26 protein-coding genes are annotated in these 25,071 nt (G+C 53.6%); 8 read left to right on the forward strand and 18 right to left on the reverse strand.

Annotated features, from left to right (window positions below; all coding sequences use genetic code 11):
* Positions 1–41: 41 nt before the first annotated feature.
* The 3 genes from AC0YNX_RS27270 to AC0YNX_RS27280 form a co-directional block, all read right to left on the reverse strand.
* Positions 42–1,349 carry a glycoside hydrolase family 140 protein gene (locus AC0YNX_RS27270; protein ID WP_475818861.1) on the reverse strand — a complete coding sequence of 436 codons (1,308 nt, stop codon included), beginning with the start codon at positions 1,347–1,349 and terminating at the stop codon, positions 42–44.
* A 225-nt stretch (positions 1,350–1,574) separates the two neighbouring features.
* Positions 1,575–2,522, reverse strand: coding sequence for a hypothetical protein (locus AC0YNX_RS27275; protein WP_475818862.1), 948 nt, complete (start codon positions 2,520–2,522; stop codon positions 1,575–1,577).
* A complete protein-coding gene (locus tag AC0YNX_RS27280; protein WP_475818863.1) occupies positions 2,480–3,151 on the reverse strand; it encodes an RNA polymerase sigma factor in 672 nt (223 codons plus the stop codon). Before AC0YNX_RS27280 ends, AC0YNX_RS27275 begins: the two co-directional genes overlap by 43 nt.
* 160 nt (positions 3,152–3,311) lie before the next feature.
* Between AC0YNX_RS27280 and AC0YNX_RS27285 the strand changes: the two genes are divergently transcribed.
* Positions 3,312–3,767 carry a VOC family protein gene (locus AC0YNX_RS27285; protein WP_475818864.1) on the forward strand — a complete coding sequence of 152 codons (456 nt, stop codon included), beginning with the start codon at positions 3,312–3,314 and terminating at the stop codon, positions 3,765–3,767.
* Here AC0YNX_RS27285 and AC0YNX_RS27290 read toward each other — a convergent pair.
* The 6 genes from AC0YNX_RS27290 to AC0YNX_RS27315 form a co-directional block, all read right to left on the reverse strand.
* Entirely contained in the window at positions 3,751–4,461 is a 711-nt protein-coding gene (locus tag AC0YNX_RS27290) for a M50 family metallopeptidase (protein ID WP_475818865.1), read from the reverse strand. The genes AC0YNX_RS27285 and AC0YNX_RS27290 overlap by 17 nt on opposite strands.
* 123 nt (positions 4,462–4,584) lie before the next feature.
* Positions 4,585–5,790: a glycosyltransferase family 4 protein gene (locus AC0YNX_RS27295; RefSeq protein ID WP_475818866.1), complete on the reverse strand. Its 1,206-nt coding sequence runs from the start codon at positions 5,788–5,790 to the stop codon at positions 4,585–4,587.
* Positions 5,780–6,793 carry a lysylphosphatidylglycerol synthase domain-containing protein gene (locus tag AC0YNX_RS27300; RefSeq protein ID WP_475818867.1) on the reverse strand — a complete coding sequence of 338 codons (1,014 nt, stop codon included), beginning with the start codon at positions 6,791–6,793 and terminating at the stop codon, positions 5,780–5,782. The genes AC0YNX_RS27295 and AC0YNX_RS27300 overlap by 11 nt, the downstream gene beginning before the upstream one ends.
* Positions 6,794–6,969: 176 nt before the next feature.
* On the reverse strand, positions 6,970–7,380 hold the full coding sequence (locus AC0YNX_RS27305; RefSeq protein ID WP_475818868.1) for a VOC family protein: 411 nt from the start codon (positions 7,378–7,380) through the stop codon (positions 6,970–6,972).
* A 34-nt stretch (positions 7,381–7,414) separates the two neighbouring features.
* Positions 7,415–9,382, reverse strand: coding sequence for a CTP synthase C-terminal region-related (seleno)protein (locus AC0YNX_RS27310; RefSeq protein WP_475818869.1), 1,968 nt, complete (start codon positions 9,380–9,382; stop codon positions 7,415–7,417).
* Positions 9,383–9,508: 126 nt separating this feature from the next.
* On the reverse strand, positions 9,509–10,156 hold the full coding sequence (locus AC0YNX_RS27315) for a GyrI-like domain-containing protein (protein WP_475818870.1): 648 nt from the start codon (positions 10,154–10,156) through the stop codon (positions 9,509–9,511).
* Between AC0YNX_RS27315 and AC0YNX_RS27320 the strand changes: the two genes are divergently transcribed.
* Positions 10,151–11,476 carry an amino acid permease gene (locus AC0YNX_RS27320; protein WP_475818871.1) on the forward strand — a complete coding sequence of 442 codons (1,326 nt, stop codon included), beginning with the start codon at positions 10,151–10,153 and terminating at the stop codon, positions 11,474–11,476. The two genes, AC0YNX_RS27315 and AC0YNX_RS27320, sit on opposite strands and share 6 nt — an antisense overlap.
* 31 nt (positions 11,477–11,507) lie before the next feature.
* Here AC0YNX_RS27320 and AC0YNX_RS27325 read toward each other — a convergent pair whose 3' ends face one another.
* On the reverse strand, positions 11,508–12,602 hold the full coding sequence (locus tag AC0YNX_RS27325) for a branched-chain amino acid aminotransferase (protein ID WP_475818872.1): 1,095 nt from the start codon (positions 12,600–12,602) through the stop codon (positions 11,508–11,510).
* 123 nt (positions 12,603–12,725) lie between these two features.
* Between AC0YNX_RS27325 and AC0YNX_RS27330 the strand changes: the two genes are divergently transcribed.
* Positions 12,726–13,616 (forward strand): LysR family transcriptional regulator, encoded by an 891-nt coding sequence (locus AC0YNX_RS27330; protein WP_475818873.1) that lies wholly within the window; start codon positions 12,726–12,728, stop codon positions 13,614–13,616.
* Positions 13,617–13,959: 343 nt separating this feature from the next.
* On the opposite strand, the gene AC0YNX_RS27335 is transcribed toward AC0YNX_RS27330, so the two are convergent.
* The 3 genes from AC0YNX_RS27335 to AC0YNX_RS27345 form a co-directional block, all read right to left on the reverse strand.
* A complete protein-coding gene (locus AC0YNX_RS27335) occupies positions 13,960–14,925 on the reverse strand; it encodes a D-2-hydroxyacid dehydrogenase (RefSeq protein WP_475818874.1) in 966 nt (321 codons plus the stop codon).
* Between the two features lie 22 nt (positions 14,926–14,947).
* Positions 14,948–15,682 (reverse strand): glucosamine-6-phosphate deaminase, encoded by a 735-nt coding sequence (locus AC0YNX_RS27340; protein ID WP_475818875.1) that lies wholly within the window; start codon positions 15,680–15,682, stop codon positions 14,948–14,950.
* Between the two features lie 97 nt (positions 15,683–15,779).
* Positions 15,780–16,784: an asparaginase gene (locus AC0YNX_RS27345; protein ID WP_475818876.1), complete on the reverse strand. Its 1,005-nt coding sequence runs from the start codon at positions 16,782–16,784 to the stop codon at positions 15,780–15,782.
* Between the two features lie 217 nt (positions 16,785–17,001).
* Between AC0YNX_RS27345 and AC0YNX_RS27350 the strand changes: the two genes are divergently transcribed.
* From AC0YNX_RS27350 to AC0YNX_RS27360, 3 genes are all read left to right on the forward strand, one after another.
* On the forward strand, positions 17,002–17,412 hold the full coding sequence (locus AC0YNX_RS27350) for a hypothetical protein (RefSeq protein ID WP_475818877.1): 411 nt from the start codon (positions 17,002–17,004) through the stop codon (positions 17,410–17,412).
* Between the two features lie 49 nt (positions 17,413–17,461).
* On the forward strand, positions 17,462–17,752 hold the full coding sequence (locus AC0YNX_RS27355; protein ID WP_475818878.1) for a transporter: 291 nt from the start codon (positions 17,462–17,464) through the stop codon (positions 17,750–17,752).
* A 157-nt stretch (positions 17,753–17,909) separates the two neighbouring features.
* On the forward strand, positions 17,910–18,113 hold the full coding sequence (locus tag AC0YNX_RS27360; RefSeq protein ID WP_475818879.1) for a hypothetical protein: 204 nt from the start codon (positions 17,910–17,912) through the stop codon (positions 18,111–18,113).
* 13 nt (positions 18,114–18,126) lie between these two features.
* Here AC0YNX_RS27360 and AC0YNX_RS27365 read toward each other — a convergent pair whose 3' ends face one another.
* Positions 18,127–18,762, reverse strand: a complete 636-nt coding sequence (locus AC0YNX_RS27365; RefSeq protein ID WP_475818880.1) for a hypothetical protein — start codon at positions 18,760–18,762, stop codon at positions 18,127–18,129.
* Between the two features lie 103 nt (positions 18,763–18,865).
* Between AC0YNX_RS27365 and AC0YNX_RS27370 the strand changes: the two genes are divergently transcribed.
* Positions 18,866–20,059 carry a GGDEF domain-containing protein gene (locus tag AC0YNX_RS27370; protein WP_475818881.1) on the forward strand — a complete coding sequence of 398 codons (1,194 nt, stop codon included), beginning with the start codon at positions 18,866–18,868 and terminating at the stop codon, positions 20,057–20,059.
* Positions 20,060–20,077: 18 nt separating this feature from the next.
* On the opposite strand, the gene AC0YNX_RS27375 is transcribed toward AC0YNX_RS27370, so the two are convergent.
* Positions 20,078–21,424: a transglutaminase domain-containing protein gene (locus AC0YNX_RS27375; RefSeq protein ID WP_475818882.1), complete on the reverse strand. Its 1,347-nt coding sequence runs from the start codon at positions 21,422–21,424 to the stop codon at positions 20,078–20,080.
* 191 nt (positions 21,425–21,615) lie between these two features.
* Positions 21,616–22,494, reverse strand: a complete 879-nt coding sequence (locus tag AC0YNX_RS27380) for an AraC family transcriptional regulator (protein ID WP_475818883.1) — start codon at positions 22,492–22,494, stop codon at positions 21,616–21,618.
* A gap of 253 nt (positions 22,495–22,747) precedes the next feature.
* Here AC0YNX_RS27380 and AC0YNX_RS27385 point away from each other — a divergent pair, with 253 nt between their 5' ends.
* Positions 22,748–23,374 (forward strand): DUF975 family protein, encoded by a 627-nt coding sequence (locus AC0YNX_RS27385; protein ID WP_475818884.1) that lies wholly within the window; start codon positions 22,748–22,750, stop codon positions 23,372–23,374.
* A gap of 231 nt (positions 23,375–23,605) precedes the next feature.
* Here AC0YNX_RS27385 and AC0YNX_RS27390 read toward each other — a convergent pair whose 3' ends face one another.
* Both AC0YNX_RS27390 and AC0YNX_RS27395 read right to left on the reverse strand, forming a co-directional pair.
* A complete protein-coding gene (locus AC0YNX_RS27390; RefSeq protein ID WP_475818885.1) occupies positions 23,606–23,989 on the reverse strand; it encodes a VOC family protein in 384 nt (127 codons plus the stop codon).
* 81 nt (positions 23,990–24,070) lie between these two features.
* Complete coding sequence (locus AC0YNX_RS27395) at positions 24,071–25,042, reverse strand: DMT family transporter (RefSeq protein WP_475818886.1); 972 nt, start codon at positions 25,040–25,042, stop codon at positions 24,071–24,073.
* Between the last annotated feature and the right edge of the window lie 29 nt (positions 25,043–25,071).

A 25,071-nucleotide genomic window follows, 5' to 3' on the forward strand; every position in this document is an offset into this window, starting at 1 on the left:
ATTTGAAGGTTTTTTGCTTCATATGCGATGTGCTGCGCTGCCTAGGATGCGGTCAGCACGAGCACCCAATCGTTGCCTCTACCGCTGATCGGAGGCGTGAACTTGACCGCAGCTTCGCCAAGGCTCGAGAACTCGCCAATCGCGCTATATTCGCCTGTGCGCGGGTCGAACCATGACGCGGATACACGGCTGCCCGGGATGCTGCCAAGCGAAGCACGAAACGGAATCCCGTTCGGGCTGTAGATGAGGCCATAGTTCTCGCCGCGTGTTGCGACCATATAATTCGCGCCTTCGTAATTCTCGGCAATCAAGCTTTGGTCTGGCACGCGGTCCAGGAACGACCTTGATTCCATCAGTGCGCGCAGATGCTGCATCTGCGTCGCGCCCGGACGATTCAGCGCATCCTGCCACGTCATAATGAAATACGGCGCGGGCTCCGTTGTCATCGACCAGATGCTGTGGTGGCCATATGTCGTGCCAAAGCCGCCTGCGAAGACGCCGTAATAAGCACCTGTCCGCACGTCCGCTTGGTCGAAGTAGCCGCGGGACGCATTGAAGTTGACGGGATGATCTTCATAAGCCGGCTCCGCGTCAACGGTAGGCTTGATTGGCAGCCGATCGTAATCACCCTTCACATGCTTATAATTCTCCCGAACCTGCTCATGGTGCCCGGATTGGATCATATTGAAATCCAGCCAAGTCTCGTCATGCATATGCAAGGAAGAAGAAGTGTTGCCGCTCGGATGGAACGTAATAAGCTGCGTATCACCTACGGCTTCTCGCAAACCGGCAGCCAGCCCGTTGTTTACTTCAAAATGATTGCGTGTCAGGAGCGAACGGTCTCCGCCAGTCACCCAAATAATGTTCGTTCGGTTGCCATAGCGCTCGCCCAGCCAGCGCCCGTATACTTTGGCATTCTCGCCGTTGAAGATTTCCGGCCCTTTGCCAAACCCGGCCTTATGATACTTGTCTCCCCATGTTGGGAGCAGCGCCACGTAGAGTCCGTACGATGCCGCAAGATCAATAATCTCATCGACATGCGCCCAGTAGTTATCACTGCCATCCGTATCAGGCATTGTCGGATCATATTCGCCACTCGCATTTCGCTTCAATGGCTGCCTGCCATAGGCGGAGTTTGTTGCAACGCCGTCGAACTCAGCCAGCGCGACTGCCTGCACGACGTTGAACTTCAGCTCTGCCCGATTGCGCAAATACAGATCGGCTTCTTCACGGTTTAATTTGTGAAACAGCTCCCAGGCGGTATCGCCCAGCCAGAAAAACGGGGTTCCATCCTCATGAACTAGAAATCGTTTATTGCTGCTTACTTTCAAACGCTGCAACGTCGACATGCTTGTACACTCACGCTCCCGATGATATGAATGATGTATAATTCATGCAGGCGGCATTCACCGCTTCGCTTCCACAAAACCGCCTAGCTGTACTCTCAGGCTATCATATTCACGCCAAGTGCACAATATGTATACAATAAATATACCGTCTATAAGAGGGCATTAGAATAGCCGGGAACCGCCTCCATGAAAGGAGGTGTTTCCCGGCTTATGCCGCGTGCTTCGCTAGTTAATCATGGTCTTCGCCAATTGGAGCATTTGCGCCCTTGTCAGCTTATGATCTCCGTAGCTCGTCAGCGTGTAGTAGGCATCCTGCTCTTCGTCATACCAGTTGAGATAAGCGAAGCTGGTCTTGTCCTTGGTCACCTTGTTGTAGACAACCGTTGTACGGCCAACCATCACTTTATCCGTCTTATTGTCCGCATCCTGTACGACATTCATCTGCCCGCCGTCCATGAGAAGCGCGTTCAGACCAATATACGCCTTGCCTCTCGAATAAACCGCACTGACCGACGAAGGCTTGGTCCAAGGGAGCTTCTTCATAACAAGGCGGCTGCTGCCCGGTTTATCCGCTTCTGCCTTCAGCTCGGCAAGCGTCTGTTGGTAGAAGGAGCTTCGCTTGTCCTTATCCGTGGTCGGCTTGGACGCATACACGGTGCCGTAATCGAACTTGTAGTCGAGCGCCATCTTCGGCAGCTCCGGCGTTGCTGTCCGCTTCATCTCCTGCGCGAAATCCGCGTACGACTTCAAGCGCTTCTCCTTAAACTCGAACTGCAAGGCAGGCGTTCCGGTTCCCTTTACATAGTAAGCAACGAGTTCTCCTTCACCGGCGAACTTCTGCGCCTGCGCGGCGAATTTATCGTATGCCGATGCGTTCCCGCTTCCCGCCGCTATGCTCGGCGCTTCATATTGCACTTTCACTTGCCCGGCTTTATTCCGGATTTGAATATATTCCGTAGCTGCATAAGCCGTTACGGAGATGAGCAGAAGAATGAGCGCTGCACTGCCGAGCGCTGTCATGCTCCTGAACGCCGCTCCGCTCCTCTGCCTCTGCTTCTGTGCCGTGATGCGGTCCATCACCTGCTCCACCACGTTAATTTCCGGCATGCTTGCTCGCTCGCCCGCTGCTCTTATATCTCGGTATTCATGGGTAAATTGCTCGGTTCGCTCCATTTTACCGTTTCCTCCTCTGCTATTCGCATTGCCCTCTGCACCTTCTGCTTAATGCGCTGCATCCGCTTTATGAGTGCATTCGGGCGGACTTGCATCATATCGCTCAATTCTTCGAACGACTTCTCCTCGAACACCCGCAGAATAAGCAAGCTGCGCTCCTCGGACGACAGCTTGGTGAGTGCGGCTGCAAGCGCTGGACTGTACAGCTCTCCCCCAAGCTCTGACTCTGGTCCCGGTGTAATAAGCTCCAGTCGCATAAACCGCATCACCTGCTGATGCAGCCGTCGCCGGCGCAGCAGATTCAAGCAATTCCGATGCGCAATCCGGTATATCCATGCCGAGAAATGCTCGGCACGCTTGTATTGATGAAGGGACTGGTACGCCTTGACGAGAATATCCTGGACCGCGTCTTCCGCATCCTGCTTGTCCGCAAGCAGGCGATAGCAGTAGCGAAAGATCGGCTGCTGAAAGATTCGTACAATATCGGCATACTGCCCGGCATGCCCTTGTTGAACGGAGGCAATCAGCCTCTCGATATCTCGTTCATCCTGTCGCTGCTGTAACGATTCCAACTTCGTTTTCGACACCTCCTGACGAAAGTATTTTGTAGCTACATCTCTATAACACATGAGCACAGGGAAATGTGCCGCTTCTTATCGGAAAATATAAAAAAAGCTGCTTCTGGAATGATTCCAAGTGCAGCTTAGATTTCGCTAACGATATGGCGTTACGCTATGATATGCTGATCGCATAACGCGTCCTCACCCAATTATTCGGAGGTGCCTGCCCATGATTCACAATCGTTCTGTGCCGGTCGATACCATCTTGCCTCACCTGTTCTATGAGAATGTTGCCGCCGCTCTGGAGTGGCTGCAAAGCGCTTTTGGTCTAGCGGAGCACTTCCGCTTCGAGCTCCCTGACGGCAGTCTGCACGGTGCGATGATGGTTCGGGGCAACGCTTGGGTTATGCTCAAGAGCCCCGGCCAATCGTCCACGAGCCCTGCAAGGCTTGGCGGCCAGACGCAGTCGGTCATGTTGTTTATTGATGATATCGAAGCGCATTACGAGACAGCCCGCGCTGCACAGGCCACAATCATTGAACCGCTAGGCGTGACGGAGTACGGCGAACAGCAATATGTTGCAGCAGACCTGGAAGGCCATCATTGGATCTTCGCGAAGCATATCCGCGACGTCCATCCGGAGTCGTGGGGCGCGAAGCTCGCTGCGGTTAAAGAGGCGGAGTAACAGAGGAGCCGCGACTCCCTCGCCCTTTCGCTAGCCCGCCGCGCTTCTTGCGCAGCACGGCCCGAACGCTCAGATAGCCGAGCACGCTCGCTTGAAGCATGAAGAAGATGCCCCAGAATCCGGCAGGCAGCCCCGTCTTGTTAGCCAAGCCCGCTGCATCTCCCGCACCAGCCGGCGTGTAAAGGCTGAGCCACAGAATCGTATAGCTGCTCGCTACTGACTCCGACAGCACGATTGCAAATAAGCCGATCGACAGCGCAGCGGCCCAGTTGCCCTTCCGCCACAGCGCAAAAGCGAGCAGTCCGATGAAGAGCAGCAGCCACACGATGCCGAACGGATTGCGCACCCAGAGCAGCACATTGACGGAGGCTAGAATGACGAACAGCCAGAGTGTTACCGTATGCTTCCCTCTGGCACAGAGCAGCGCTAATCCGTAAGCGGCAAGCGCGGAACCCACATAGCCAGCCACGCTTGTCGCCATCGAGGCCAGATACGACGAAGACATCGTGTAGGTAACGCCTTCCGTATTCGCAAAGAGGCGAATCTGCAGCACCTTCCCCTGCAGAACGAGCGACATAATCGCATGCGACGACTCGTGGATGAGCGTGTTCGCGATGCGGAAGAACGACCCGATAAAGGGAATATGAGTGACAATAAATGCGAGTATGAAATAACCGATATACTTCCAGTTCATAAGTAGCCTGCCCCCTTGTATGGCGATCATGCTGCTTCCATTGTAGCACAGGGACAACCCCTCGCGTCTGCAGGCAAAATAGCCGTGCGGCCTCACACGCCGCACGACTCATTCAAGCCAAGATCAAGACCGCTTGCTGACCGCGGTCTCCCCTGCACGGGCGCGTCTCCATCTCGTCGCCGGACGCGCGCATACCCGCCCGACGTACTGGTCGAACAGCTCCGCCAGCACCTCGTGCTGGAACTGCGTCTTCGCCCTCTTGTAGCCGCTGCGAACTAGCTGCTCTCGCAGCTCTGCGTCATGAGCGAGACGGCTAATGGCAGCCGCAATCTCCGCCGGCGAATGCGGGTCGACCACCAATCCGGTCTCTCCATCCAGCACCGCCTCCACTGCCCCGCCGGAGCGTCCGGCGATGACGGGCACACCTGCGGACGCCGCCTCCAAATAGACGATGCCGAATCCTTCCGCATCGCCCTTCTCCAGCTCCCGGCATGCCATGATGAACTGGTCCGCCAGGTTGAAGTATTCGTTGAGCAGCTCACTTCCGTTGACGCTGCCGATGAATCGCACAGCGTCCGACACGCCTACCGCCTGAGCAAGATTCTCTAGCCGTTCCCGGTCTGGGCCGTCGCCGACAATGACATACACCGCATTCGGAATTTGCTCCAGAATGGCTGGCATCGCTTCAATCGTCCGGTCATTGCCTTTGCGTGTCACGAGACGTCCGACCGATAGAATGACATATTTGCCTTCCAAGCCGTGCTGCTGCACAAGCTCCTTGTTCAAGGCTTTCTTCTCATAGATCTTCTCCACGCCGGGATTGACGATGCCGATTCGATCGGGGTGAACCCCATATTGCCGCACTAGACGCCTCGTATACTCACTGTTCGTCAGAATGCCGTCCGCTTTGCGCAGAATGAGCTTCACGATTTGGTTGAGGCCAATATATCGCCGGAACATGAGCATATCCATGCCATGCGTCGAAACGACGTATCGTCTTCCGCTGAACACCCTCAGCAGCAGCCCGATAAAGCCGATCAGCACATAGCCGTAGATCGTCACATCCGGCTCTTCGCTGCGCATCGTCCGCCGCACTTGGCGGAATAGCCGGAGCCAGCTCGTCACATCGACTTGCTCATTACGCATAAAGGACCCCCGGGTAACCGTGAACGGCTGCCCGTTATCGAATTCCGCATCCCCCTCATACTCCGGCGCAATGACGGTCATGCCATGCTTCGTATGCTTCGATAAGTTGTAATAATAGTTCTGCATACCGCCGATGCCAGGAGGGAAAACACCTGTAACGAGAACGATTTTTCTACGTTTCATAGACCTTCACCTTTCTCTTCAGGTAAGTAAGCGATTGGATCACAGCCCAAAATGCAACCTCTGCCATGATATTCCACAGCCGCGCAATCACCGAAATATGCAGCGCCACATCTGCCCCAAGTCTGAGGGATAGAAAATAAACGAGGAACCCTTCGCGGACGCCAAGCCCGCCCGGGAGCGGACTAAACAGGCCAAGCAGCCATGATGTCGCGAACGTCCCTGCCGCATAGAACAAGCCGATATGCTCGCCGCTGAAGCTCCTCGTCAGCATCCAGAAGGCGATCCCCATAATGAAATGACTGCCGAGAAAGCACGCCAAATAGCCGAAGAATTGATTGCGCGTGAGCAGAGCTTTCGCCCCGCTAAGGCGAGCATCGTCGCCGAAAGGTCCCGAGAACTTGGCGATCGCCCGCTGCAGCAGCTTCCACTTGGAAGCCCGCTCAAACAATCTGCCCGTCAACGCTGTAACGCGCGGATAGTAGAAGTAAATCAAGGCGCAGCCGACCAGCACGCCGATCAGAATGAGCTGCGGAGGCGTGCCTAATGTCACGGCAAGCATCAGCGCGTAGATCAGAGCGGCCGAGACGAGGAGGATATTCTCATAAATAATTGCGGAGAACTGAGCATTCAGCGGTACTCCCGCACGAGAGGCAAGCACGATGCGTCCGGCGTAGTTCCAGAAGCCTCCGGGAATGTACTTCGCAAATTGCGAGTTAATAAAGATGTGCAGACCAGGCAGCAGCCTCAGCAACCCGCCACCGCTTCCTTCTTTGGCAGAACGCCGGCCTTCTCTGCCTACTGCATTCACAATCAGCACCCAAATTCCCGCCTGCAGCATCAAGAAGAATGCAAACAAAGCCAATGAAGCGTAGAACTCCACATTCGCTGTCAATAGAAACGAAGAAATATCCGATAGCTTTAGCGGAATATTCCGCACGATGAAGAAGACGATGACCGCCAAGAATACGGCCTTAAGCACAGCTGGCGCTAATCTTCGCAGCACCGCCACTTTGATTCACTTCCTTTCCCTATCGGTAGAAGCCATCTCTTAATTGTAAGCGGCAATTGTTAAGCTTTATGCCGTCCTTCTTACAGATATTATTAAGAATACGTTGCCCGAAACGCTTACCAAATAAAAAAAGAGCACGGCGCTCGCTGCGCCATGCTCTTCTATCCATGCTACTTGCCCGTTTGCGGCGTCTCTGCCGTAATGCTCCACGTCACGCCAAACCGGTCAACAAGCTCCCCGTAGAAGATGCCGAACGGCTGCATCGCGATCGGATAACGGACACTTCCTCCTGCCGACAGCTTCGCGAACACTTCGCTTGCTTCCGCTTCCGTTGGATAGGACATGCTGAGTGAAATGGCTGTCCCATACTCGAGCGCCTCCATCCGGTCCGACATGAAGATGGAGTTGCCGCCAGCGACGACCATACTAAGATGCATCACTTTATCTTTGAACTTATGCTGCGCGCCCATAAGCTGCTCATGGGTCATAACAGACAGGATTTCACCGCCGAGCGCCTCCACATAAAATGCAGCGTGTGCCCGTGCGTCTTCCGACTGAATATATGGCGTTAAGCTTCCCATCGCTTCGCATCCCCTCTGCTCATATTGGCATTGCTCATGATCTTTCACTAGTATAGCCCAGTGCTGCTTGCAAGTAAGCCTTGATCAGCGGATGCACTTCGTTCCTGAGTGCCGACCGCTCGGGCTGAAACAATGCGCCGATATAGAACGGATGCGAGGTAAGCTCCATAATCCGAGCGATGCCGTCCGTATCAACGCCAACGACAGGCATTCCGCCGCTCTCGAATCTCGCAAGGAACTCGGCGTTAAGCCCATAGCTGCATGTCCCGTATTGCTCCGTAATCTCCTGCCGTCCATAGGCCTTCGCTACGAGTGAGCCCGTTGTAAGAATGAAGGTATCCGTTGTTTCACGGAGCGTGCAGGTAAGCGGCGTGACTAACAGAAGCGAAGCAGCCGGATTCACTTCCTGATGGTCCGCCTCTGCTAGGCCAAGCACATTTCGCGCATACTCAATGACCATATGCTGGAACCCGCCGCAGGTACCCAGCAGCGGAATACCGTGCTCCCGCGCGAAGCGAATGCCATTCAGCGCGCCTTGCATGCTTGCGTAAGGACTTGCCGGCACCGACCAGAGCGCGTTATACGAGGCAAGCTTGCTCTCCCAATGCTCGTCCAGCTCTGTAGTTGGAATCCATTCATACTGTACCTCGCAGCCGAGTTCTGCCGCCGCAAGCTCTAGCGCGAGCGGAATCGCCAAATGAGCTTTCACCTCCGGCTTGTAATCGCCGATAAGCCCAATTCTGACGAGCGGCTTCCGGTAGCCAAGGAACTCGAATCTGCCATCCTCGCCCCGCTTAAGGGTGTAAGAGTGATCCATCCATGTACTATGGAACCGGTGGTCGCCGATCGGGTAGAGCGGCTTAAGGAACCTGTTCAGATGAATGAACGTCCATTGACCATTCTCCCTGCGAAGCTCCACCCGGTCTTGCTTGTATACCCCTTCGTACTTACGCGCCAGCTCATCCGGCAGTACGACTTCCTCAGGCATAGCGGGCACATCCGCTTGTCCGGTTAACAGAAGGTCGATAATGGCATCGCCAATCCGATAGACATGAACAAAACCATAATTGCACAGCACAATGACGCAAATATCATCCTCAAGGAAGCTCTGCAAATACGAACAGAGACCCAGGTACGCCCCGTCATGATACACCCGCGGCTTGCCGTGGCGTGTATCTTGAAACAGCCCATAACTGTAGCCATTCAAGTTCATCCGGAAGAAGCGATCATAGGCGGCGCTTCCAAGCAGCTTCCGCTCCCTTAAGCATTGATGCCACTTATACAGATCGCCGCAGCTCGACACAATACCGCCAGCGCCAATGCTGAACATCGGGTTGTGGTACTCCCCTCTCACAACATCAGATCCGCTCATGCAGTAGTCGTAAGCTTTGCCATGCAGAATTTCCATGCCGTCTTCCACGACCGTGCTGCTCATTCCGAGAGGCTCGAATACTTGCTCGCTCATATAAGCTTTGAATGACTTCCCGCTCACCGCTTCGATGAGAAAGGCCAGCATATGATAGCCGGCGTTGCAGTACTCAAACTGCGTGCCCGGATCGAATTTGAGCGGTTGGTTGCGGAAATAGCTAAGGAGAACGTCGCGGCTATAATTCGATTTATCCCGATCACCATAGAAGCCATGGTCATTGCCATGAAAGGTAGCTAAACCGGAGGTATGCGACAACATATGATGCGCCGTTATACGATCATCGCTGAGCCTTAGATCAACGGGCAAGTAGCGATTCACAGGCTGATCAATATCGATGAGTCCCTGATCATATAGCTGCATAACGGCGAATGCAGTCATCTGCTTGGACACCGAAGCTAGTCCATACCGCGTATCCAGCCCGTTCGGAACGTCGAGCTCAAGAGAGGCTTTGCCGTAAGCCTGATGAAAGATCCTCTCGCCCTGCCGCATCACAAGAATCGTCCCCGAGAACGGCCAACGTTCCATATAGCGACTCATATAATCCCTAATTGCCTGTGAAGCTGAAGCTCCCATCTCCTATTTCCCCCTCTCAAAGTAAACAAACATAAGCCAGGAGTTCCTCAATCGAGGTGTTTCCCGGCTTATGTCAGCAAGCATTGATGAGCTAGTCTGATTCGCGACTCGTCCAGCCATTACAAGCTATTGCTCGAGTGGCATGTTAATCATAAAAGTAGGATCGGAATCATACGGATCTTGGCGCATCGGATACTCCTCGAAATGCGTCAACTCGCCTGCATGCAGCTTATAGCCTTGATTCGCAATCCATTCGCCTATGTCCGTATAAGAAGCCTCGATACTCTGACCCTTCTGATGCTCATATGTAGCATAAGTAAGAGTAGGAACCTCGATGCTCACCATACCTTCGGGAATATCCTCAATTCGCTCCACGGCTACAACCGCATAATGAGTAAATCCGTCTTTGAAGATGTCGTTGTGGTAGGACAAGCCAAGCAGCGTCCCTGAATCGAGCACATGCTTGATCTGATGCAGACGGTTCTGCATCTCGGTATGAATAACCCGAATGCCTCCTGCCCCTGCCTCTTGGAACGTCCCTTCCCATCTTAAGCCTACCGCCTGTACCTTTTCCTTCATAATCAGCTTGTACGCACTGACCTGTTCCATGAGGATCGCCTCGCCTCCATGCTCTATAATCATCGCATCCATTGTGTTTGCGCTTGCTGCTGTACGAATTACCGCCTGATAACAGCTGCTCTGTCCGGACATACTGACAACGGTTGGAATATTCGCCACCGTGCGGAAACGAAGGAAGGAGCTTCTCTTATGCATGAGAAAGGATTATCGTGGCAGCAGCTGTCACTGATTGGCGTCGGATCTATCATCGGAGCAGGCTTCTTCCTCGGAACCGGACTGTCGATCCGAACGGCTGGCCCCTCGGTGCTCATCGGCTACATCATCGCCGGGATCACAACATTCATCGTCTTCGCATCGCTTGCCCAAATGACGGCGAACGATCCGCAGCCAGGCTCCTTCCGTACTTACGCAAGAATGGCATTCGGACGCTCCGCAGGCTTCCTGTCTGGCTGGGTGTATTGGCTATCCGGCGTTCTCATCATGTCCAGCGAGATCGTCGCCTTATCGACCTTCACGGAATATTGGTTCCCGAGCGTACCACTCGGGGTATTCTCCATTGCCTACGCGGCGCTCGGCTTCGGCATCAATTTCCTTGGCGTCCGCAACTTCAGCCAGGTGGAATCCACCTTCGCGATCGTCAAGCTGGCGATTCTGATCGGCTTCATTCTATTCGGCGCCCTCTTCATCTTCGGCGCGATTCATCCGTCAACCACGGCTGTGACTACCTCGCACGTCGTGCATCCTTGGTTTCCGCACGGCGTTAAAGGGCTATGGTCAGCGATGGTCATCATCTTCTTCTCCTTCGGCGGCATCGAAGTTGTTGGCGTTACCGCTTCAGAGCTAAGGCGCAAAGAAGACATCATTAAAGCGGGCACAACGCTGCTCATTTCGCTTGTGCTCATCTATGTGCTGGCGCTGTACCTGGTACTGCGCATGGCGGATTGGCGTGGGCTCAGCGAAGCGACCAGCCCATTCGTCACTGCGCTGTCGGCCTTCTCCATTCCGTACCTCGATTCGTTGTTCAATCTCGTCATTATTAGCGCGGCCTTCTCCACCATGGTCGGCGCGCTCTTCTCGATCAGCCGCATCATCGTCTCCCTCGCCGAGGACGGCGATGCGCCGCGCGGGCTTGCCTCGCTGAACCGAAGAGGCGTCGCATGGAAATCGCTGCTGCTGAGCGCAGCCGCCCTAGCTGTTTCCATCGGCTGTTCTTATATCCTCCCGAACACGATGTATGAGTACGTCACAACGGCTGCAGGCGTCATGCTTATCTTGAACTGGATTCTCATTCTGGCTTCTTACTTGAAGCTGCAAGGCAGACAACATCCAGCTCAAAAGCCACGCCGCGCAATTGCTCATCCATACGCCGCATGCGCAGGCATCGGCCTCATCCTGATTGCCATCTCCGGCGCAATGCTGCACCGTAATGAACGTATCGGGCTCTGTCTAAGCGCAGCGCTCATCGTCACTGTGCTGCTCGCCTCTCGCTTGGTTGCTGCAAGGCATAAGCCTTAGAGATTACTCTTTCGTCTCTAATTTTACTAATTTATTCCATACTATCAGAACGTATGATCGCCTGTAAATCAATTTCTTTCATCCAGCCGAAGCGATCTTCCACGGTTCCGTACTGAATGCCCGTCAACGTGCTATACAGACGCGTAGATAATTCACCTGCGTTGCCAGCGCCAATCATGAGCCGTTCGCCTTGCCAGCACAGCTCCCCGATAGGCGATACAACTGCTGCCGTTCCCGTGCCGAACGCTTCCTCCAACAACCCTGCTCGACCTGCCTCATAAACCTCTTCAATTGAGATTGTCCGCTCCTCGACTGTTATCCCCCAGCTCTCCAGAAGCTGAATGATGGAGCTGCGCGTAATGCCTGCCAAGATGCTTCCGGATAGAGCAGGCGTACACACTTTGCCGTCTATGCGGAAGAACACATTCATGCTGCCCACTTCCTCGATAAACCGGTGCTGCGACGAATCCAGCCACATGACCTGCGTGTAGCCCGCTTCTTTTGCAGCTTGCTGGGACATGAACGTAGCGGCATAATTGCCCGCTGTCTTCGCTTCGCCTACCCCGCCGACGGAGGCGCGGACATGCTCGGACTCTACGAAGATGCGAACCGGATTAATGCCTTCGGGATAATACGCGCCTACGGGCGACATGATGATGGCGAACTGATAATGCTCGGATGGAGCAACGCCCAGCACCGGCTGCGTCGCAATAACGAACGGCCGAATATAGAGCGAAGTGCCTGGCTCGGACGGAATCCATGCCGCATCCACTTCAATTAGCCTCTCCAGCGCGGCAAGGAACAGCTCAACGTCTAATTGCGGCACGCTCATACGCGCATTAGAACGGTTCATCCTCGCGATATTCGCTTCCGGACGGAACAGCCGGATACGGCCATCGTTGCCGCGGTAGGCTTTTAACCCTTCGAAGATCGTCTGCCCATAATGAAACACCTTGGCTGCCGGGTCCAGCGTGAGCGGCTGGTAGGGAACGATGCGAGCATCATGCCAACCCTTCGATACGTCATAGTCGAGCATGAACATATGGTCGGTGAAATACAGCCCGAAACCAAGCTCCCCCTGCGGCGGTTTCGCTTTCAAATTCGTGCTTTGTTCGATTCGGATCATACTTCCCACTTCTCCCTCATTGTTGATTTTGATTGCATACTACCACCGTGAGAGGTATATATAAAATATCTATTAGGTCGATTATCCATACTTTCAAGGTATGCGACATAGGGGGCAGCAACTGTGGACATTAGACAGCTCAAATACTTCCTGACGATTGCGCAGGAGAAGCAAATTACGCGGGCAGCCAAGCTGCTTCATATGGAGCAGCCGCCGCTAAGCCGCCAGCTCATGCTCATGGAGGAGGAGCTCGGCACGAAGCTGTTTGAACGGGGACGCAAGGAGCTGACACTCACCGCGGCGGGGGAATTGCTGAAGGGCAAAGCGGAAGCGCTGCTGCTGCAGTTCGATGAAACGGTTAACGAGGTCAGAGAGCTCGAGGCTGGCATAAGGGGAACGCTCTCCATTGGTGCTGTCGTCTCCTGCGTATCCATTTTGCCGAGACCGATCCAGGAGTTCAGAAGGAAGTATCCCTTCGTCACGTACAAAATCGCCGAGGGCGACCATTACTCGCTTGGGGAGATGCTCAGCAACCGCGCGATCGAGCTGGTGGTGTCGCGGCTGCCCTTTGAATCGGATATTCTGCCGGCGCGGCTGGCGGTTCACCCGCTCCCTTCCGATCCGTATGTAGCGCTGATGCCCGCCGCCTGGGCACCCGCTTCCAGTGATCGTGCGATTAGCATCGAAGTGCTGGCGAAGTTCGATTTTCTCACCTTGAAGACGGACAAGACGATTCGCATGCACGAGCATATCGTTCAAGAGTTCAAGCGCAAGGGTCTAGAACCGAATCTAATCGGCGAGTGCTCCAGCGTCGCCATAATTATGTCGCTTGTCGCGGCAGGCATTGGCGTCACCGTGTTCCCGAAGTCCGTCATTGCTTCCTTCCCATCGGATCAAGTCAGGGTGCTGGAGCTGCGCGATGCGCATTTCGAATCGGAAGTCGGCATCGTGTGGCTGAAGGATCAGAAGCTCTCGCGCAGAGCGGAGCACTTCATTGCGTGCTTTGAGCCGTAATAAGAAAAAGCCGGCTCCTTGTGACAAGAGCCAGCCCAGTGTAAAATATCGCTACTACTTAGGTCACAGTGCAGCAAGGCGAGCCCAGCTCCCCCTCTAACGAACCCAAGTGGCGTTATTCGAGCAAATTTGGCGAGTTTGCTATTCTAACGAACTTAGGTAACGTTATTTCGCTAATTTGATCCATTTGGGTAGAAAAATCAGCGCATTAGCGTGTCCACAGTTCGTTAGCTGATATCACCAGATGAAATCCGCTAAATAAGCAATATATGATTCGTTAGCCGGATGAGATCAAGGCGTTGGCGGGTAGAGCGCAGTTATCCCCGTCGAACGCCACTCCTACTTAATACTGCTTCGAATAGTCAACGACATTGCGCACGCTTCCGATCTCGCCTGCCAAGTAATGCTGCAGGTTCGAGACGAACAGCTTCACGAGTCGCTCTGCATTACGAACGGTATGACCCCCGGAATTATGCGGGGTCAGGATGACGTTCGGCAGCGACCAGAGCGGATGACCGGCCGGCAGCGGCTCCTGCTCGAACACGTCGAGTCCCGCGCCTGCGATGATTCCTTGCTGGAGTGCCTCCACAAGATCCTCGGTTCGCACGGTACCGCCGCGTCCGACGTTGATGAAATACGCGCTTCGCTTCATGACGGCAAACCGCTCCGCGTGGAACAGATGCGCCGTCTCTTCCGTCAGCGGCAGAATATTCACGACATAGTCCGCTTCCCGCAGCGCATCGTCGAGGCGGCCCGTATCGTACACCACATCGGCCTCCGGCATCGTGCCGCCCGAGCGCCGAACCGCGATGACGCGCATATCGAACGCGCGTGCAAGCCGCGCAACTTCGCGGCCAATCTCGCCCGCACCGACAATAGCAACGGTGCCGCCGTTCATCTCAGCCAGCGTATGCGGACTCTCCCATACGCCGCCCTGTTGATTGCGGACGGCCGCTGCGATGCCGCGCGAGAGGCCGAGCATCATCGCGAGAGCGGTCTCCGACACGCTCCTCGCATGAACCCCGCTGGCATCGGTGAGCATGATGCCGCGCTCTGCAAGCTGCTGCAGCGGCATCTTATCGATGCCGGACGACCAGCTCTGCACCCAGCGCAGCTTCGTACCTGCCTGCAGCGCTATGCCCTTTACTTTCGCATCCCAGCCGAAGATAACCTCCGCCTCCTGGTAATGCACATCATCGGTTTCGGCTCCATGCTGCCCGAATACAATCTCCGCATTCGGCGAAGCAAGCCGTATAGCCGCTTGCTGTTCCTCCGTCAAACCATCCAAGCATAAGAGCTTAATACTCATCGCGCTCATCGCACTCCTCTCGTTACAAGGTCAGCTTGCTCGCCGATCCCTCGTCCAGAATAACCGTTACATTCGGGTGAAGCTGCAGCAGAGATGCTGGCACGCGGGTCGTTACCGGACCGTGGAACGCCTCTGCCACAATATCCGCTTTATTAGCGCCAGCTGCAACGAGCACGATAGCTCGTGCTTTCATGACTGCTTCGAGACCGATCGTAATCGTCCGGCTCGGCACTTCCTCTGGTGTGTGAAAGTGAACAGAGCCCGAAGGACGATTCTGTTCATAGATATCCGCTACGTAAGTGGTTACGGGTATAGCATTTGCGGGCTCAATGAAGGCGATATGCCCGTTCAATCCAAGCCCCATCAGCTGCCAATCGGCGAATTGCAAGTCGCGCAGCACTTGATCGAACCGGTTGCACTCCTGATCCAGATCCGCCGCGGAACCGTCCGGGATATGAGCCGCTTTGCGTTTCGTGCGCAGATGTTGGAACAGATGCTCCTGCATGAAGGTGCGGTAGCTCTCTGGATGATCCGGCGTAATGCCGATCAGTTCATCGGGATTGACGAAGGTTGCCTCGGCGAAGTCCAGCTCTCCCGCTTCCTCCCTGCGAATCCACTCCTGAAAGATGCCGAACTTGATCGGCGAAGAGCCTGTCGTCATGCCCAGTACGGAATCCGGCTTCTCCTTCAGCTGCGCCGCCAGCGAATCTGCAATTCGAGCTGCGATCTCCGTTGTCGTCATTACTTCAAACTTCATCGTTCATGACCACTCCTTTACGAATTCACGATTTCACGAATTTACAAGTCCATATACTCTCGCATTTCTCGCATTTCACGCCTTCTTGCCTTCTCGCCTATACCTGCTGCAAAAGGAACACCGCTTTGTTGTCGCCCACAATACGGTTATTGTCATTAATGACCTTCTGCACTGCCAGCTGCAGCATGCTGTCAATCGTCTCTTGATTGCTGTAGCCGATCTGCTGCAAAATGCTCGCCACGATGAGCGGCCATTCTTCCTCCGAGCCGTCGCTCACCTTCAGCGCGAAGCCGAGACGCTCTTCCTTGAGGCCGAAGCAGTATACGCCCTTCGCCCCACCCTTGGCTACGATATTCGAATCGCGTAGCAGCGTGGAGCAGATTTGGTTCGAGCCGCCAATCATCTGAGGCTCCGCATTCATTGCCTTCGTCAAGCGCTCTACCGCCTCGCGCAGGCTTGCGTCTCCGATCAGATCCGGACAAGCGAGCTTCATGTACGCCGTCGCGATATTCTTCAGCGGTAGCGCAAAGACTGGCACGCCGCAGCCGTCGACGCCAAGCTGAATATTCTCGGCAGGGAAGTCCGCGAGCGCAGCAACTGTCTGCAGAATCTCTTGCTGGGCTGGATGCTCCTTCTCCCAGTATTCATCCGTGCCCACGCCTAGCATTTTGCACAGTGACATGATGCCAAAATGCTTGCCCGAACAGTTATGGTAAATGCGCCGCTTCGGATTGTCGTCCTTAAACAGGCTGTCGCGCTCTGCCGGATTCAGCGGATACGTCGGCAAGCAGACCAGGTTGTCCTCCACGAGACCGATCTTGCGCGATAACGACTCCAGTGCCTCAATGTGGAACGGCTCTCCCCGGTGCGATGCTGCCATAAGCGCAAGCTCCGCATCGCTCAGCCCGAATTGCTCCTGTACGCCGCGCGCAACGGCAGGCAGCGCCTGCAGCGGCTTGGCCGCCGAACGAAGGAATGTCGGCAGCTCGATATCGCCAACCGCATACAAAACCTCACCTTTATCATTCACACCGCAAATCCGCCCGCGATGTACATTTTCCACAATTTCGCCTCTGTATTCTTCCACTAGCACGTCCGACATTTCCCTTGCCCACTCCCATCGCCATAGATGAATTTCTAATTATGCTACCATTCTAGCACTTTTCGCTAGCTGCATGTTTCCAGAACGATTATTTAACTAGACTAGCCACTATAAGTAAAATATCGCCACCCACGCCTGCAAGCGGTCCGAATCTCCGTAACGCCCTGCTAGGCTTCTGCATAGAATGCTCCATGATTATAAACGGAGGTATCAAGCTATGAACTCGCAAACTTCGGCAAATCAGGAAAATAAGCCGCTTCACCATGAGCATAAATCGAACAATGCGCAAAAATCCCAGCATGAGCATAAACCCCAACATGAACATAAACCCCATCACGGCCATAAGCCGATCTACCAGTGCGACGGGAAGGTTCATAAAACGATGATGGCGGTTAAGGACCATCTCCATCAGCTGTGTGCAGAGCATGTTCACCGGCTCGTGAAAGTAGAAACCTGCGATGGCGACGTGTTTGAAGGGCATATCGTGTCCTGCCACCGCGGCGTTCTGTTTATCTGTCTATCGAACGAAGGCTGCGACCGCGCTTTCTTCCCAGGTGGACCGCCGGTTTATTACAACAACGTGCTGCCGCTCGTGCTGTTTAACCTGCTTGCCATCTCGCTGCTGTAACCGGCAGCTTAACATGAACAAGCCATCTATTTAAAGGAGTGAATTATTAATGGCATTTACCCCGCCGTTTGGACCGCAAGGCTCACAGCAAGCGCCAGCAGGACCACCGCCGTCAACTGTTCCAATTAAGCCGCTCACATCGACGCTCGCTATTGATCCAGGGGCCATCTCCCGCTGCATGTTCCGCTATACGTACATCTGGCCTCGCAATGGAGCAGGCTTCTGGTTCTATCCGATCTTCGTCGGCCGGACTTCCGTATCCGGCTTCCGCTGGAACGGTTTCTTCTGGATGTTCTCCGGCTTCGATCTGTCCCGTATTGACGCATTCACTTGTGTATAAATAATGACCATCAAAAAAACCTGTATGCCCGCCGCTGCTTGCTAAGCCGGGTATACAGGTTTTATTCACGTAAAGCCAGTGAGGCGGACATCGGACAAAGCCTTCTCGCCATACACTTTCACATGGAGAGATGATTCAAGGAGGCAGAGTGCCGCACATGTCAACCAAACAGGAGTTTATCGTCGTCGTTATTCCGATGTCTGAAATCAAGAAGTTTATCGTCATTGATATTATCGGCGGTACCGCGCTGTATTATATGATCAAGCTGCCGCTGCATTCGGTCATGATCGGTATGTTTGGCAGCATGATCGGCCCCATGATTATTCGCAGATCGCTGCGTGGAGGCAAAGGCTCTCGCTAAGGCGCATAACGTCCTATTCTAGCGAGGCCGGCCGATGCAGCTGCAGAGCCGCCGCTTGCAAGAGCGCAATCGCCGCCCGTTCCCGCCGCTCCGTGTCCTCGCTTCGCATTGCTTCTTTTAGAATCGCGACCGCTTGCGAGATTGTCTCAGCGTCAATTAGCTGCGACGCAGCTGCAGCAGCCGGCTTCACGAGCAATTGGTCCAACTGCTCGCGGCTGAGCGGACGATCGAACTGGCTGATTTCCGCGTCCTGTTCAAGGAAAGCTGCTAGCTCCGGATGTATGCTCTCCCTCTCCACCTGCTGAAGCCACGTAACACCTCGCCGGTGACCGCTGTCTTCCTCCGTCGTATCATATTCTTCAACATAGTAATAGTCGCCGAGGTCACCTAAATAAGTGCGCTCGCCATCGTTAACGAGAATATAATCGCCGTCTTGCATAACGTGGGCGAATAACATATGCATATCCACCTGCTGCTGCACTTCAGCTATCGGGTAGACTTCCGCCAGCTTCACAGCGAGCTGACCGTAATTGGCTATGAGACTTAGATCGCCAAGACCCTGCTTGCCGAAGCGGATATAATGATTGGCAAGATATTCGGACAATCCATGCTTGCCCTCTGCTTGAATGTTCATGCGAAACAACTGCAACTCTAGTTCCTCCTGTCAGAAGCTTTTATATACAGCACATCTGCTTTTGCTATAATAGAGGAGTCCTTGTAATAAATTACATCTCAAGCTGGTGACACATCATATGCCTATCTTATTCGATATGAAGACCATTACAACAGCTCTTGGCATCGGCTATCTATTAACATTGCTGCTTATCGCCGCATATTGGCGAGATAAACAGAGGATGAATACGATCAAGATCCTGTTCCTCACGTCAAAAACAGCCCAAACGGCCGGATGGTTCCTAGCGGTGTTTCGCGGCGATATTGCGGACTGGCTGTCGATCTCAATTGCTAATTCACTGATGCTGCTCGGCTTGGCGCTCGAGGTCATTGCCCTGCTTCGCATCCAGTATGCGCCTAACCGGCCGCTAGTACAACTCTATCTCCTCATTACCGCACTCTGTATCGGCAGTTTTCAATATGTATACGTATTCCATAACGAGGAGCATTATCGCATCGTCTGCTCTTCGATAACCATGGGCGTTCTATTGCTCCCGACCTGCCGAGTCGCTCTTCACCAAAGTGCCAGCGCCTTAATGCGCGCCATCGGCGGTGTATATATGCTTATTATGGCGGCTTGCTTATTCAGAGGAATATCCGCTTGGCAGGCAACCAACTGGACAAGCCTGTATGAACCGAGCTCGTTTCAACTCATCTCCATCATGACCATTTATCTTGCCCTTGTTCTTAGCAGTACCGGCTTTGTCCTCCTCCTGAAGGAACAGGCCAGTCATGAGCTTGTCCGCTTGGCGAGCTATGACAGCTTGACGAATACCTTCAACCGCAGAGCCTTTACAGACTATGCGGACAAAGCGATCCATCATGCTGCGAAGCAGGCCAATCCGGTCTCCTATCTCTTGTTTGATATCGATCAATTCAAACAAATCAACGATACGCATGGTCATCACGCCGGTGACCAAGTGCTGCAGGACCTGGTCGGGCAGATTAAGCCGTATCTCAGTGAGGCTGATCTGTTCGTACGCTACGGCGGCGATGAATTCGGAATTCTGTTGCCAGACTCTAACGAGGTCGAATCAGACAAGCTGGCCTCAGCGATCATGCAGAAGGTCCGGCAATCCGCACCGCTTGACGCTGTTTCCCTGAATTATACGATTAGCTTAGGTGTCATAACGGTTGTTCCTGACGCGAAAACACGGATTGAACATCTCTACACGAGCTGCGACAGGGCGCTCTACCATGCCAAACGAACCGGGCGTAACCGCATGTCCCGCAGCCAGCTGCACATCGAACAGAAGGCCGAGCTTCTCGTATGAGAAGTCCGGCCTTTTTTTTCACACTTTATCGAGCTCTACCATTTGTTTGTCACTGGTATAGTAGTAGAGCGCATCACGATTGCCGACACGGACGACGGTGAAACCGTCAAAGCTGCGATTCGAATCGGTGAATTCATGCACAAGCTTGACGCTACTGCCATCCAGGTTGCATTGATACAGCTCAAACGAATACGACTGGTCGGGATTCATTATATTACTAGTGTAGTACACCTTGCCGTTAAATACATAGTAATCATTCGTTGCCCCTCGAGCATCCGTAAGAAGCTGAGCATTCCCGCCGTTTATATCCATCCTCTTGACTCCATCGAGGGTCAGATAATAAATCTGATTGTTGTACACCTGCTGGTGCCGGAATACATAGTCGCCCTTTGGTGAAATCTGCGTTGCCTTCGAGTTGTCCAGCCACATTCTATCAATGGTGGCTCCCCCTGTTAAGAAAGAACCATCTTGGAAGTTGAAATTAAATCCGTATATCGAATATCGGTCAATGAAAGCATATTTATCGCTAGTGGCGTATGTCTTCCCGCTCCACTGGTGATCGCGCTGCATGTCCTGGTCCGGAATCAAGAAGTAGCGGAACGAGTTTCCATCATTATCTCCCCACGTCGGATCGACATGATAGCTTAACCCGCCAAGCTTCACAAGATTCCACATATGCCCCCCTGGTCCATCTCCATTGACAGCAGTACCAGTAATCAGCCGGTTGGCAATGCCGACCTTGTCAAGCAACAGCTTTAGCGCCTCTGCATATCCTTCGCAGACTGCTCTGCCATAGGAAATTGCACCAAGATTCGAATACGACTCCACATATCCCCCAGTACCATAATAGAGCGGATAATCGTAATCAACATGTTTGCTAAGCTGCGTAAACAAATACGCAAGCCGAAGCAGTGGCGTCTTCAGCTTCTTCGCCTCGGCAACCCATGTGCTGACGTTATGATTAAATACCGCTTGTTCAACACAGGTTCTAACCTTCGTTGGAATAGCTGTATATTTGACGCTAGCACTAGCCTTAACAAGTTGGTTATTGCCGATATCGTAGTAGAGAACACCTGAATTCTTGACTGGCTCTCTCACATAGACTTGAGAACCTTTGCTTAATGTTTCCTTGAGCTTGTAAATGCCATCTTTGAAAGGTTCCTTAAAGTAAATCGGCTCTTCCTGCCCCTTGAACGTAATCATGCCTCTCGGCACAACGGTCATGCTCGCGTTATACCACGTCTTACCGCAATCTGCCGCTTGTCCCGCCGCAGCGTCTACAACAGCCGATTGATCCACCGGCACGGTAACCGCCCATACCATCAAAGCGAGTACCGTTAGACACAGCGATCTGAATATCCGCATTTTGTTCACTCTCCGACACTTATAATAGGTTGAAAAATATTTCCACATTATAAGTAAGGAGGTTGAATTTGTAAATAGCTTGGCGAATTTTGTTCAAATGAAAGAGCCTTCGTCCGTATGATCCAGACCAAGGCTCTTTTGCCGTATACGTTAATCATACATTGACAGCGCGCTGCCATTGTATCGCTTCGTTACGTTCTGCGCTTAACCGGAATCCAGATCTCGCTGCGGAAGGTTGGCGAAGTCGTATCTTTATCCGCGTTCCAGAGCATCTCCGGTCCCATCACCTGTTCATAGCTCGAAGTAGGGAACCACTCCGAATAGATGCGGCCCCATATATCCTGAAGCGTATTCGGGAAAGGTCCCACGACCTCGAACACGGCCCACGTCGACGCTTCAACTTCAAGTGCCTTCATCGTTGAAGGACACGGAAGCGTCGTTGCCGCTCCAATGTAATGGTCCAGCTCGCCCTGCTCCTGCATCCTCCCATCGGAGAAATTCGTAGACGCACTAATGAAGCCGCTGGGCTCCGTATTGGATAGCTCCTTTATCGTCTTAATCAATGCGGCGTCCAAGCTCTGCCACATCGCGGCGATCTCCGGGTTCACGCCGCCGAACACAATCGGCACTCTTCGCATGATGCCGACGATGCGGAATGCTTCTTTCTCTACAATGCGGTATTGCATTTCGCTGCCTCCTCGAACAGATAGTTGGAAGGTCACTTTCGAATAAGCTTTCAGCGCATGACCGCCCGTTCTCGCTTCCGACGGGGATATGCCGTGCATCGCCTGGAACGCTCTTGTGAAAGAATCGGGCGAGCTGTAGCCGTACTTGACCGCGATGTCGATTACTTTGGCACTGCTGCCTGTAAGTTCGAGTGCGGCAAGCGTCATCCGTCTGCGGCGAATATAGTCGGATAGCGATACGCCAGCAAGGAACGAGAACATCCGCTGAAAATGATACTCCGAACAGAGCGCAAGCCTGGCTGCTGCCTTCACATCCAGCTCGTCCGACGCCAAGTTCGCCTCTATATACGCCAGCGCACTGTTCATGCCTCTGAGTGCATCCATTTCGTTATGACCTCCTTACAAGAGAATAGCAGCGACAAGGGTGCGCAGCCCGACAATATGCGTTCGGGTTTTATGGGGTTGCCTCGTTTCATGGCGCGGCTGTAGTTTAGACTTGCCAAATAGCTTCTTTATGGAACGCATTGTTCCTGATTACGTATTTTATTTTACCAATAATCGTCCCGCCAAGCTCATATCAGGACAACCACAACCATACAATGAACCAAACCCTAAGAATATCGGGAGGAATCTATTCATGCTCACACGCCCGCAAATCCGCGCGCAAGCAAGGCAAAGCTTATCCGGAAACTGGAAGTCTGCCGTCCTGCACTTCTTGCTGTTCATCGTTGTCAGCAGCCTCATCAACATGGTTACACAGAACATCAAGTACATCGGCTGGTGGATCGGCATTCTGCTTGAAGCGCCGCTCGGATACGGAATCTATAATCATTATCTGGACTATGCCCGCGGAAAGCTGCCCGACGCGAACGGCCTGTTCCGCGGCTACAAACGGTACAAAGAAACGTTTATCCTATATATCCTGACGATGATTTTCACCATCCTATGGACGCTGCTGTTCATCATTCCCGGCATTATCGCAGCACTCCGGTACTCGCAGGCTCCATTCCTGCTTAGAGACAATCCGAGCCTGTCACCGCTTGAAGCCATTAGCCAGAGCAAGCAGCTGATGATTGGTCACAAGTGGCGGCTATTTGTACTGAACCTCTCCTTCATCGGCTGGGGGCTGCTGTGTATCCTGACACTCGGCATCGGCTTCCTCTGGCTTGGACCGTATTATTACACATCCATCGCGCACTTCTACGAAGATCTGCGTGGACAGCACAATGCCAGCGGCAATAACGGCTATCTGAACCACGTATAGCCGCCAAAGATAAAACAGAGCACTAGCGTATATGGCGCTGTGCTCTGTTTTTGTATTTCTAGCCTCGTGAGCAAACGTCTTCGGCGGTCGTAGCCTGGGCGGGGCTGAGAGTGCATTTTTCGAATTCTCAGATGAGAAACCAGCCGATTTCAGCTGCTTGGCGAAGCTCCGCCTCACGCGTAAACAAAAACAGAGCATAAGCGAGTCTGCGACTCGTCATGCTCTGCCATTTCAAAGCTGCTTTGCAATTTCCCAATGATGCCCGAACGGATCGGCAATGCGTCCGACGCGCCAGCCGTGCGCTTCTTCCATCGGTACGACAACGGCAGCTCCTGCCGTCACCGCTTGATCGAACAGCGCGTCCGGATCAGCAACCGTCAAGATCATCCGCGCCAGTCCTCTGCCAGCTGCATGAGGATCAAATTCACGATCCTCTTGAATCCAGAACTCCGCGCCTTGAATGGCTAGCTGCGCAAGCTCCAGCTTGCCGGCATCGCCTTCCAGCCTATGCAATTCATCCGCGCTGAACGCCGATTTATAGTAAGCCGCCGCCTCTTCCGCGTCATGGACGAGCAACCATGGTGCAATCCCTGCCCTTGCTTCTGCTGCTGACATTCGGACAACCCCTTCATCACCTGATGGATGTTAACTGCTGCCGTATGAATACGACATCCGCTGCCCGAATTCCTCCCCAGCCTAGCGCGATTCTGGACTCGTCTTTGAAGCTCTCAGCCGTCCATCCCCACGCAACAATTTGAACTGCGGAAGCTGCGGTATGATCATCCCTGTCAGCATAAGCAAGCATCCGACGATGCCGCGCATGCCGAGCAGCTCATCCAGAATGAGATAGCCGCCAATGACCGCGAACACCGTCTCCATGCTCATAATGATCGCTGCCTGCGTCGGCTGAGCATTCTTTTGCCCCACCACCTGCAATGTATACGCGATGCCCACGGACACGATGCCGCCGAAGAGAATCGGCACGAGCGCTTGCGACAACCCGTCCAGCGTAATCGTCTCCGCTGCAAACGCGGCGATGAAGCTTAGCGCAGAGCAAGTAACGACCTGGAAGAAGGATAACTTAATGACGTCCGTCTTACTCGAGAAATGGTCAATCAGCAAAATATGCGCCGACCAGAAGAACGCGCCGATCAGCTCGTAGATGTCGCCCTTGCTAAGCGATAGATCATTCGTCATGCAGAGCAGATACAGGCCGATTAAAGCCAGTACCGCACCGACCCCGCTGTTCAGATTGAGGCGCTGCCTCAGGAAGAGCCCAAGAAAAGGCACGATAACGATGTATAAGCCTGTAACGAAGGCAGCTTTGCCCGCTGTCGTATAGACGAGGCCAATCTGCTGCATCGTTGCGCCGCAGAAGAGGACCACTCCTGTGATGAGGCCAGATCGAGCCGCAGTTCGATACGACGTCTTCGACTTCGAATCAACCTTCAACTCCGACTCCGGGGATTTCGACATCCGCCCTGCTCTTCTATCCAGAATTAACATTAGCGGTACGAGCGATAACGCCCCGAGCGCGAAACGAACCGCATTGAAAGTGAAAGGACCGATATGCTCCATGCCCTGACGCTGGGCAACGAAGGCGAAGCCCCAGATAAATGCTGTAATCAGCAGCAACAGACTGGATTGAAGCTGTTTTTGTTTGTTCATAGATGCCGCTCCCGAATCGATCATTTTTA

It is taken from the genome of Paenibacillus sp. J31R98, assembly GCF_056269245.1.

Excerpts from the sequence above, each read along its gene's own strand:
- AC0YNX_RS27270 (WP_475818861.1), bottom strand. The coding sequence starts at position 1,349 with ATGTCGACGTTGCAGCGTTTGAAAGTAAGCAGCAATAAACGATTTCTA.
- AC0YNX_RS27275 (WP_475818862.1), bottom strand. The coding sequence starts at position 2,522 with ATGGAGCGAACCGAGCAATTTACCCATGAATACCGAGATATAAGAGCA.
- AC0YNX_RS27280 (WP_475818863.1), bottom strand. The coding sequence starts at position 3,151 with ATGTGTTATAGAGATGTAGCTACAAAATACTTTCGTCAGGAGGTGTCG.
- AC0YNX_RS27285 (WP_475818864.1), top strand. The coding sequence starts at position 3,312 with ATGATTCACAATCGTTCTGTGCCGGTCGATACCATCTTGCCTCACCTG.
- AC0YNX_RS27290 (WP_475818865.1), bottom strand. The coding sequence starts at position 4,461 with ATGAACTGGAAGTATATCGGTTATTTCATACTCGCATTTATTGTCACT.
- AC0YNX_RS27295 (WP_475818866.1), bottom strand. The coding sequence starts at position 5,790 with ATGAAACGTAGAAAAATCGTTCTCGTTACAGGTGTTTTCCCTCCTGGC.
- AC0YNX_RS27305 (WP_475818868.1), bottom strand. The coding sequence starts at position 7,380 with ATGGGAAGCTTAACGCCATATATTCAGTCGGAAGACGCACGGGCACAC.
- AC0YNX_RS27310 (WP_475818869.1), bottom strand. The coding sequence starts at position 9,382 with ATGGGAGCTTCAGCTTCACAGGCAATTAGGGATTATATGAGTCGCTAT.
- AC0YNX_RS27320 (WP_475818871.1), top strand. The coding sequence starts at position 10,151 with ATGCATGAGAAAGGATTATCGTGGCAGCAGCTGTCACTGATTGGCGTC.
- AC0YNX_RS27315 (WP_475818870.1), bottom strand. The coding sequence starts at position 10,156 with ATGCATAAGAGAAGCTCCTTCCTTCGTTTCCGCACGGTGGCGAATATT.
- AC0YNX_RS27325 (WP_475818872.1), bottom strand. The coding sequence starts at position 12,602 with ATGATCCGAATCGAACAAAGCACGAATTTGAAAGCGAAACCGCCGCAG.
- AC0YNX_RS27335 (WP_475818874.1), bottom strand. The coding sequence starts at position 14,925 with ATGAGTATTAAGCTCTTATGCTTGGATGGTTTGACGGAGGAACAGCAA.
- AC0YNX_RS27340 (WP_475818875.1), bottom strand. The coding sequence starts at position 15,682 with ATGAAGTTTGAAGTAATGACGACAACGGAGATCGCAGCTCGAATTGCA.
- AC0YNX_RS27345 (WP_475818876.1), bottom strand. The coding sequence starts at position 16,784 with ATGTCGGACGTGCTAGTGGAAGAATACAGAGGCGAAATTGTGGAAAAT.
- AC0YNX_RS27350 (WP_475818877.1), top strand. The coding sequence starts at position 17,002 with ATGAACTCGCAAACTTCGGCAAATCAGGAAAATAAGCCGCTTCACCAT.
- AC0YNX_RS27355 (WP_475818878.1), top strand. The coding sequence starts at position 17,462 with ATGGCATTTACCCCGCCGTTTGGACCGCAAGGCTCACAGCAAGCGCCA.
- AC0YNX_RS27360 (WP_475818879.1), top strand. The coding sequence starts at position 17,910 with ATGTCAACCAAACAGGAGTTTATCGTCGTCGTTATTCCGATGTCTGAA.
- AC0YNX_RS27370 (WP_475818881.1), top strand. The coding sequence starts at position 18,866 with ATGCCTATCTTATTCGATATGAAGACCATTACAACAGCTCTTGGCATC.
- AC0YNX_RS27375 (WP_475818882.1), bottom strand. The coding sequence starts at position 21,424 with ATGCGGATATTCAGATCGCTGTGTCTAACGGTACTCGCTTTGATGGTA.
- AC0YNX_RS27380 (WP_475818883.1), bottom strand. The coding sequence starts at position 22,494 with ATGGATGCACTCAGAGGCATGAACAGTGCGCTGGCGTATATAGAGGCG.
- AC0YNX_RS27385 (WP_475818884.1), top strand. The coding sequence starts at position 22,748 with ATGCTCACACGCCCGCAAATCCGCGCGCAAGCAAGGCAAAGCTTATCC.
- AC0YNX_RS27390 (WP_475818885.1), bottom strand. The coding sequence starts at position 23,989 with ATGTCAGCAGCAGAAGCAAGGGCAGGGATTGCACCATGGTTGCTCGTC.
- AC0YNX_RS27395 (WP_475818886.1), bottom strand. The coding sequence starts at position 25,042 with ATGAACAAACAAAAACAGCTTCAATCCAGTCTGTTGCTGCTGATTACA.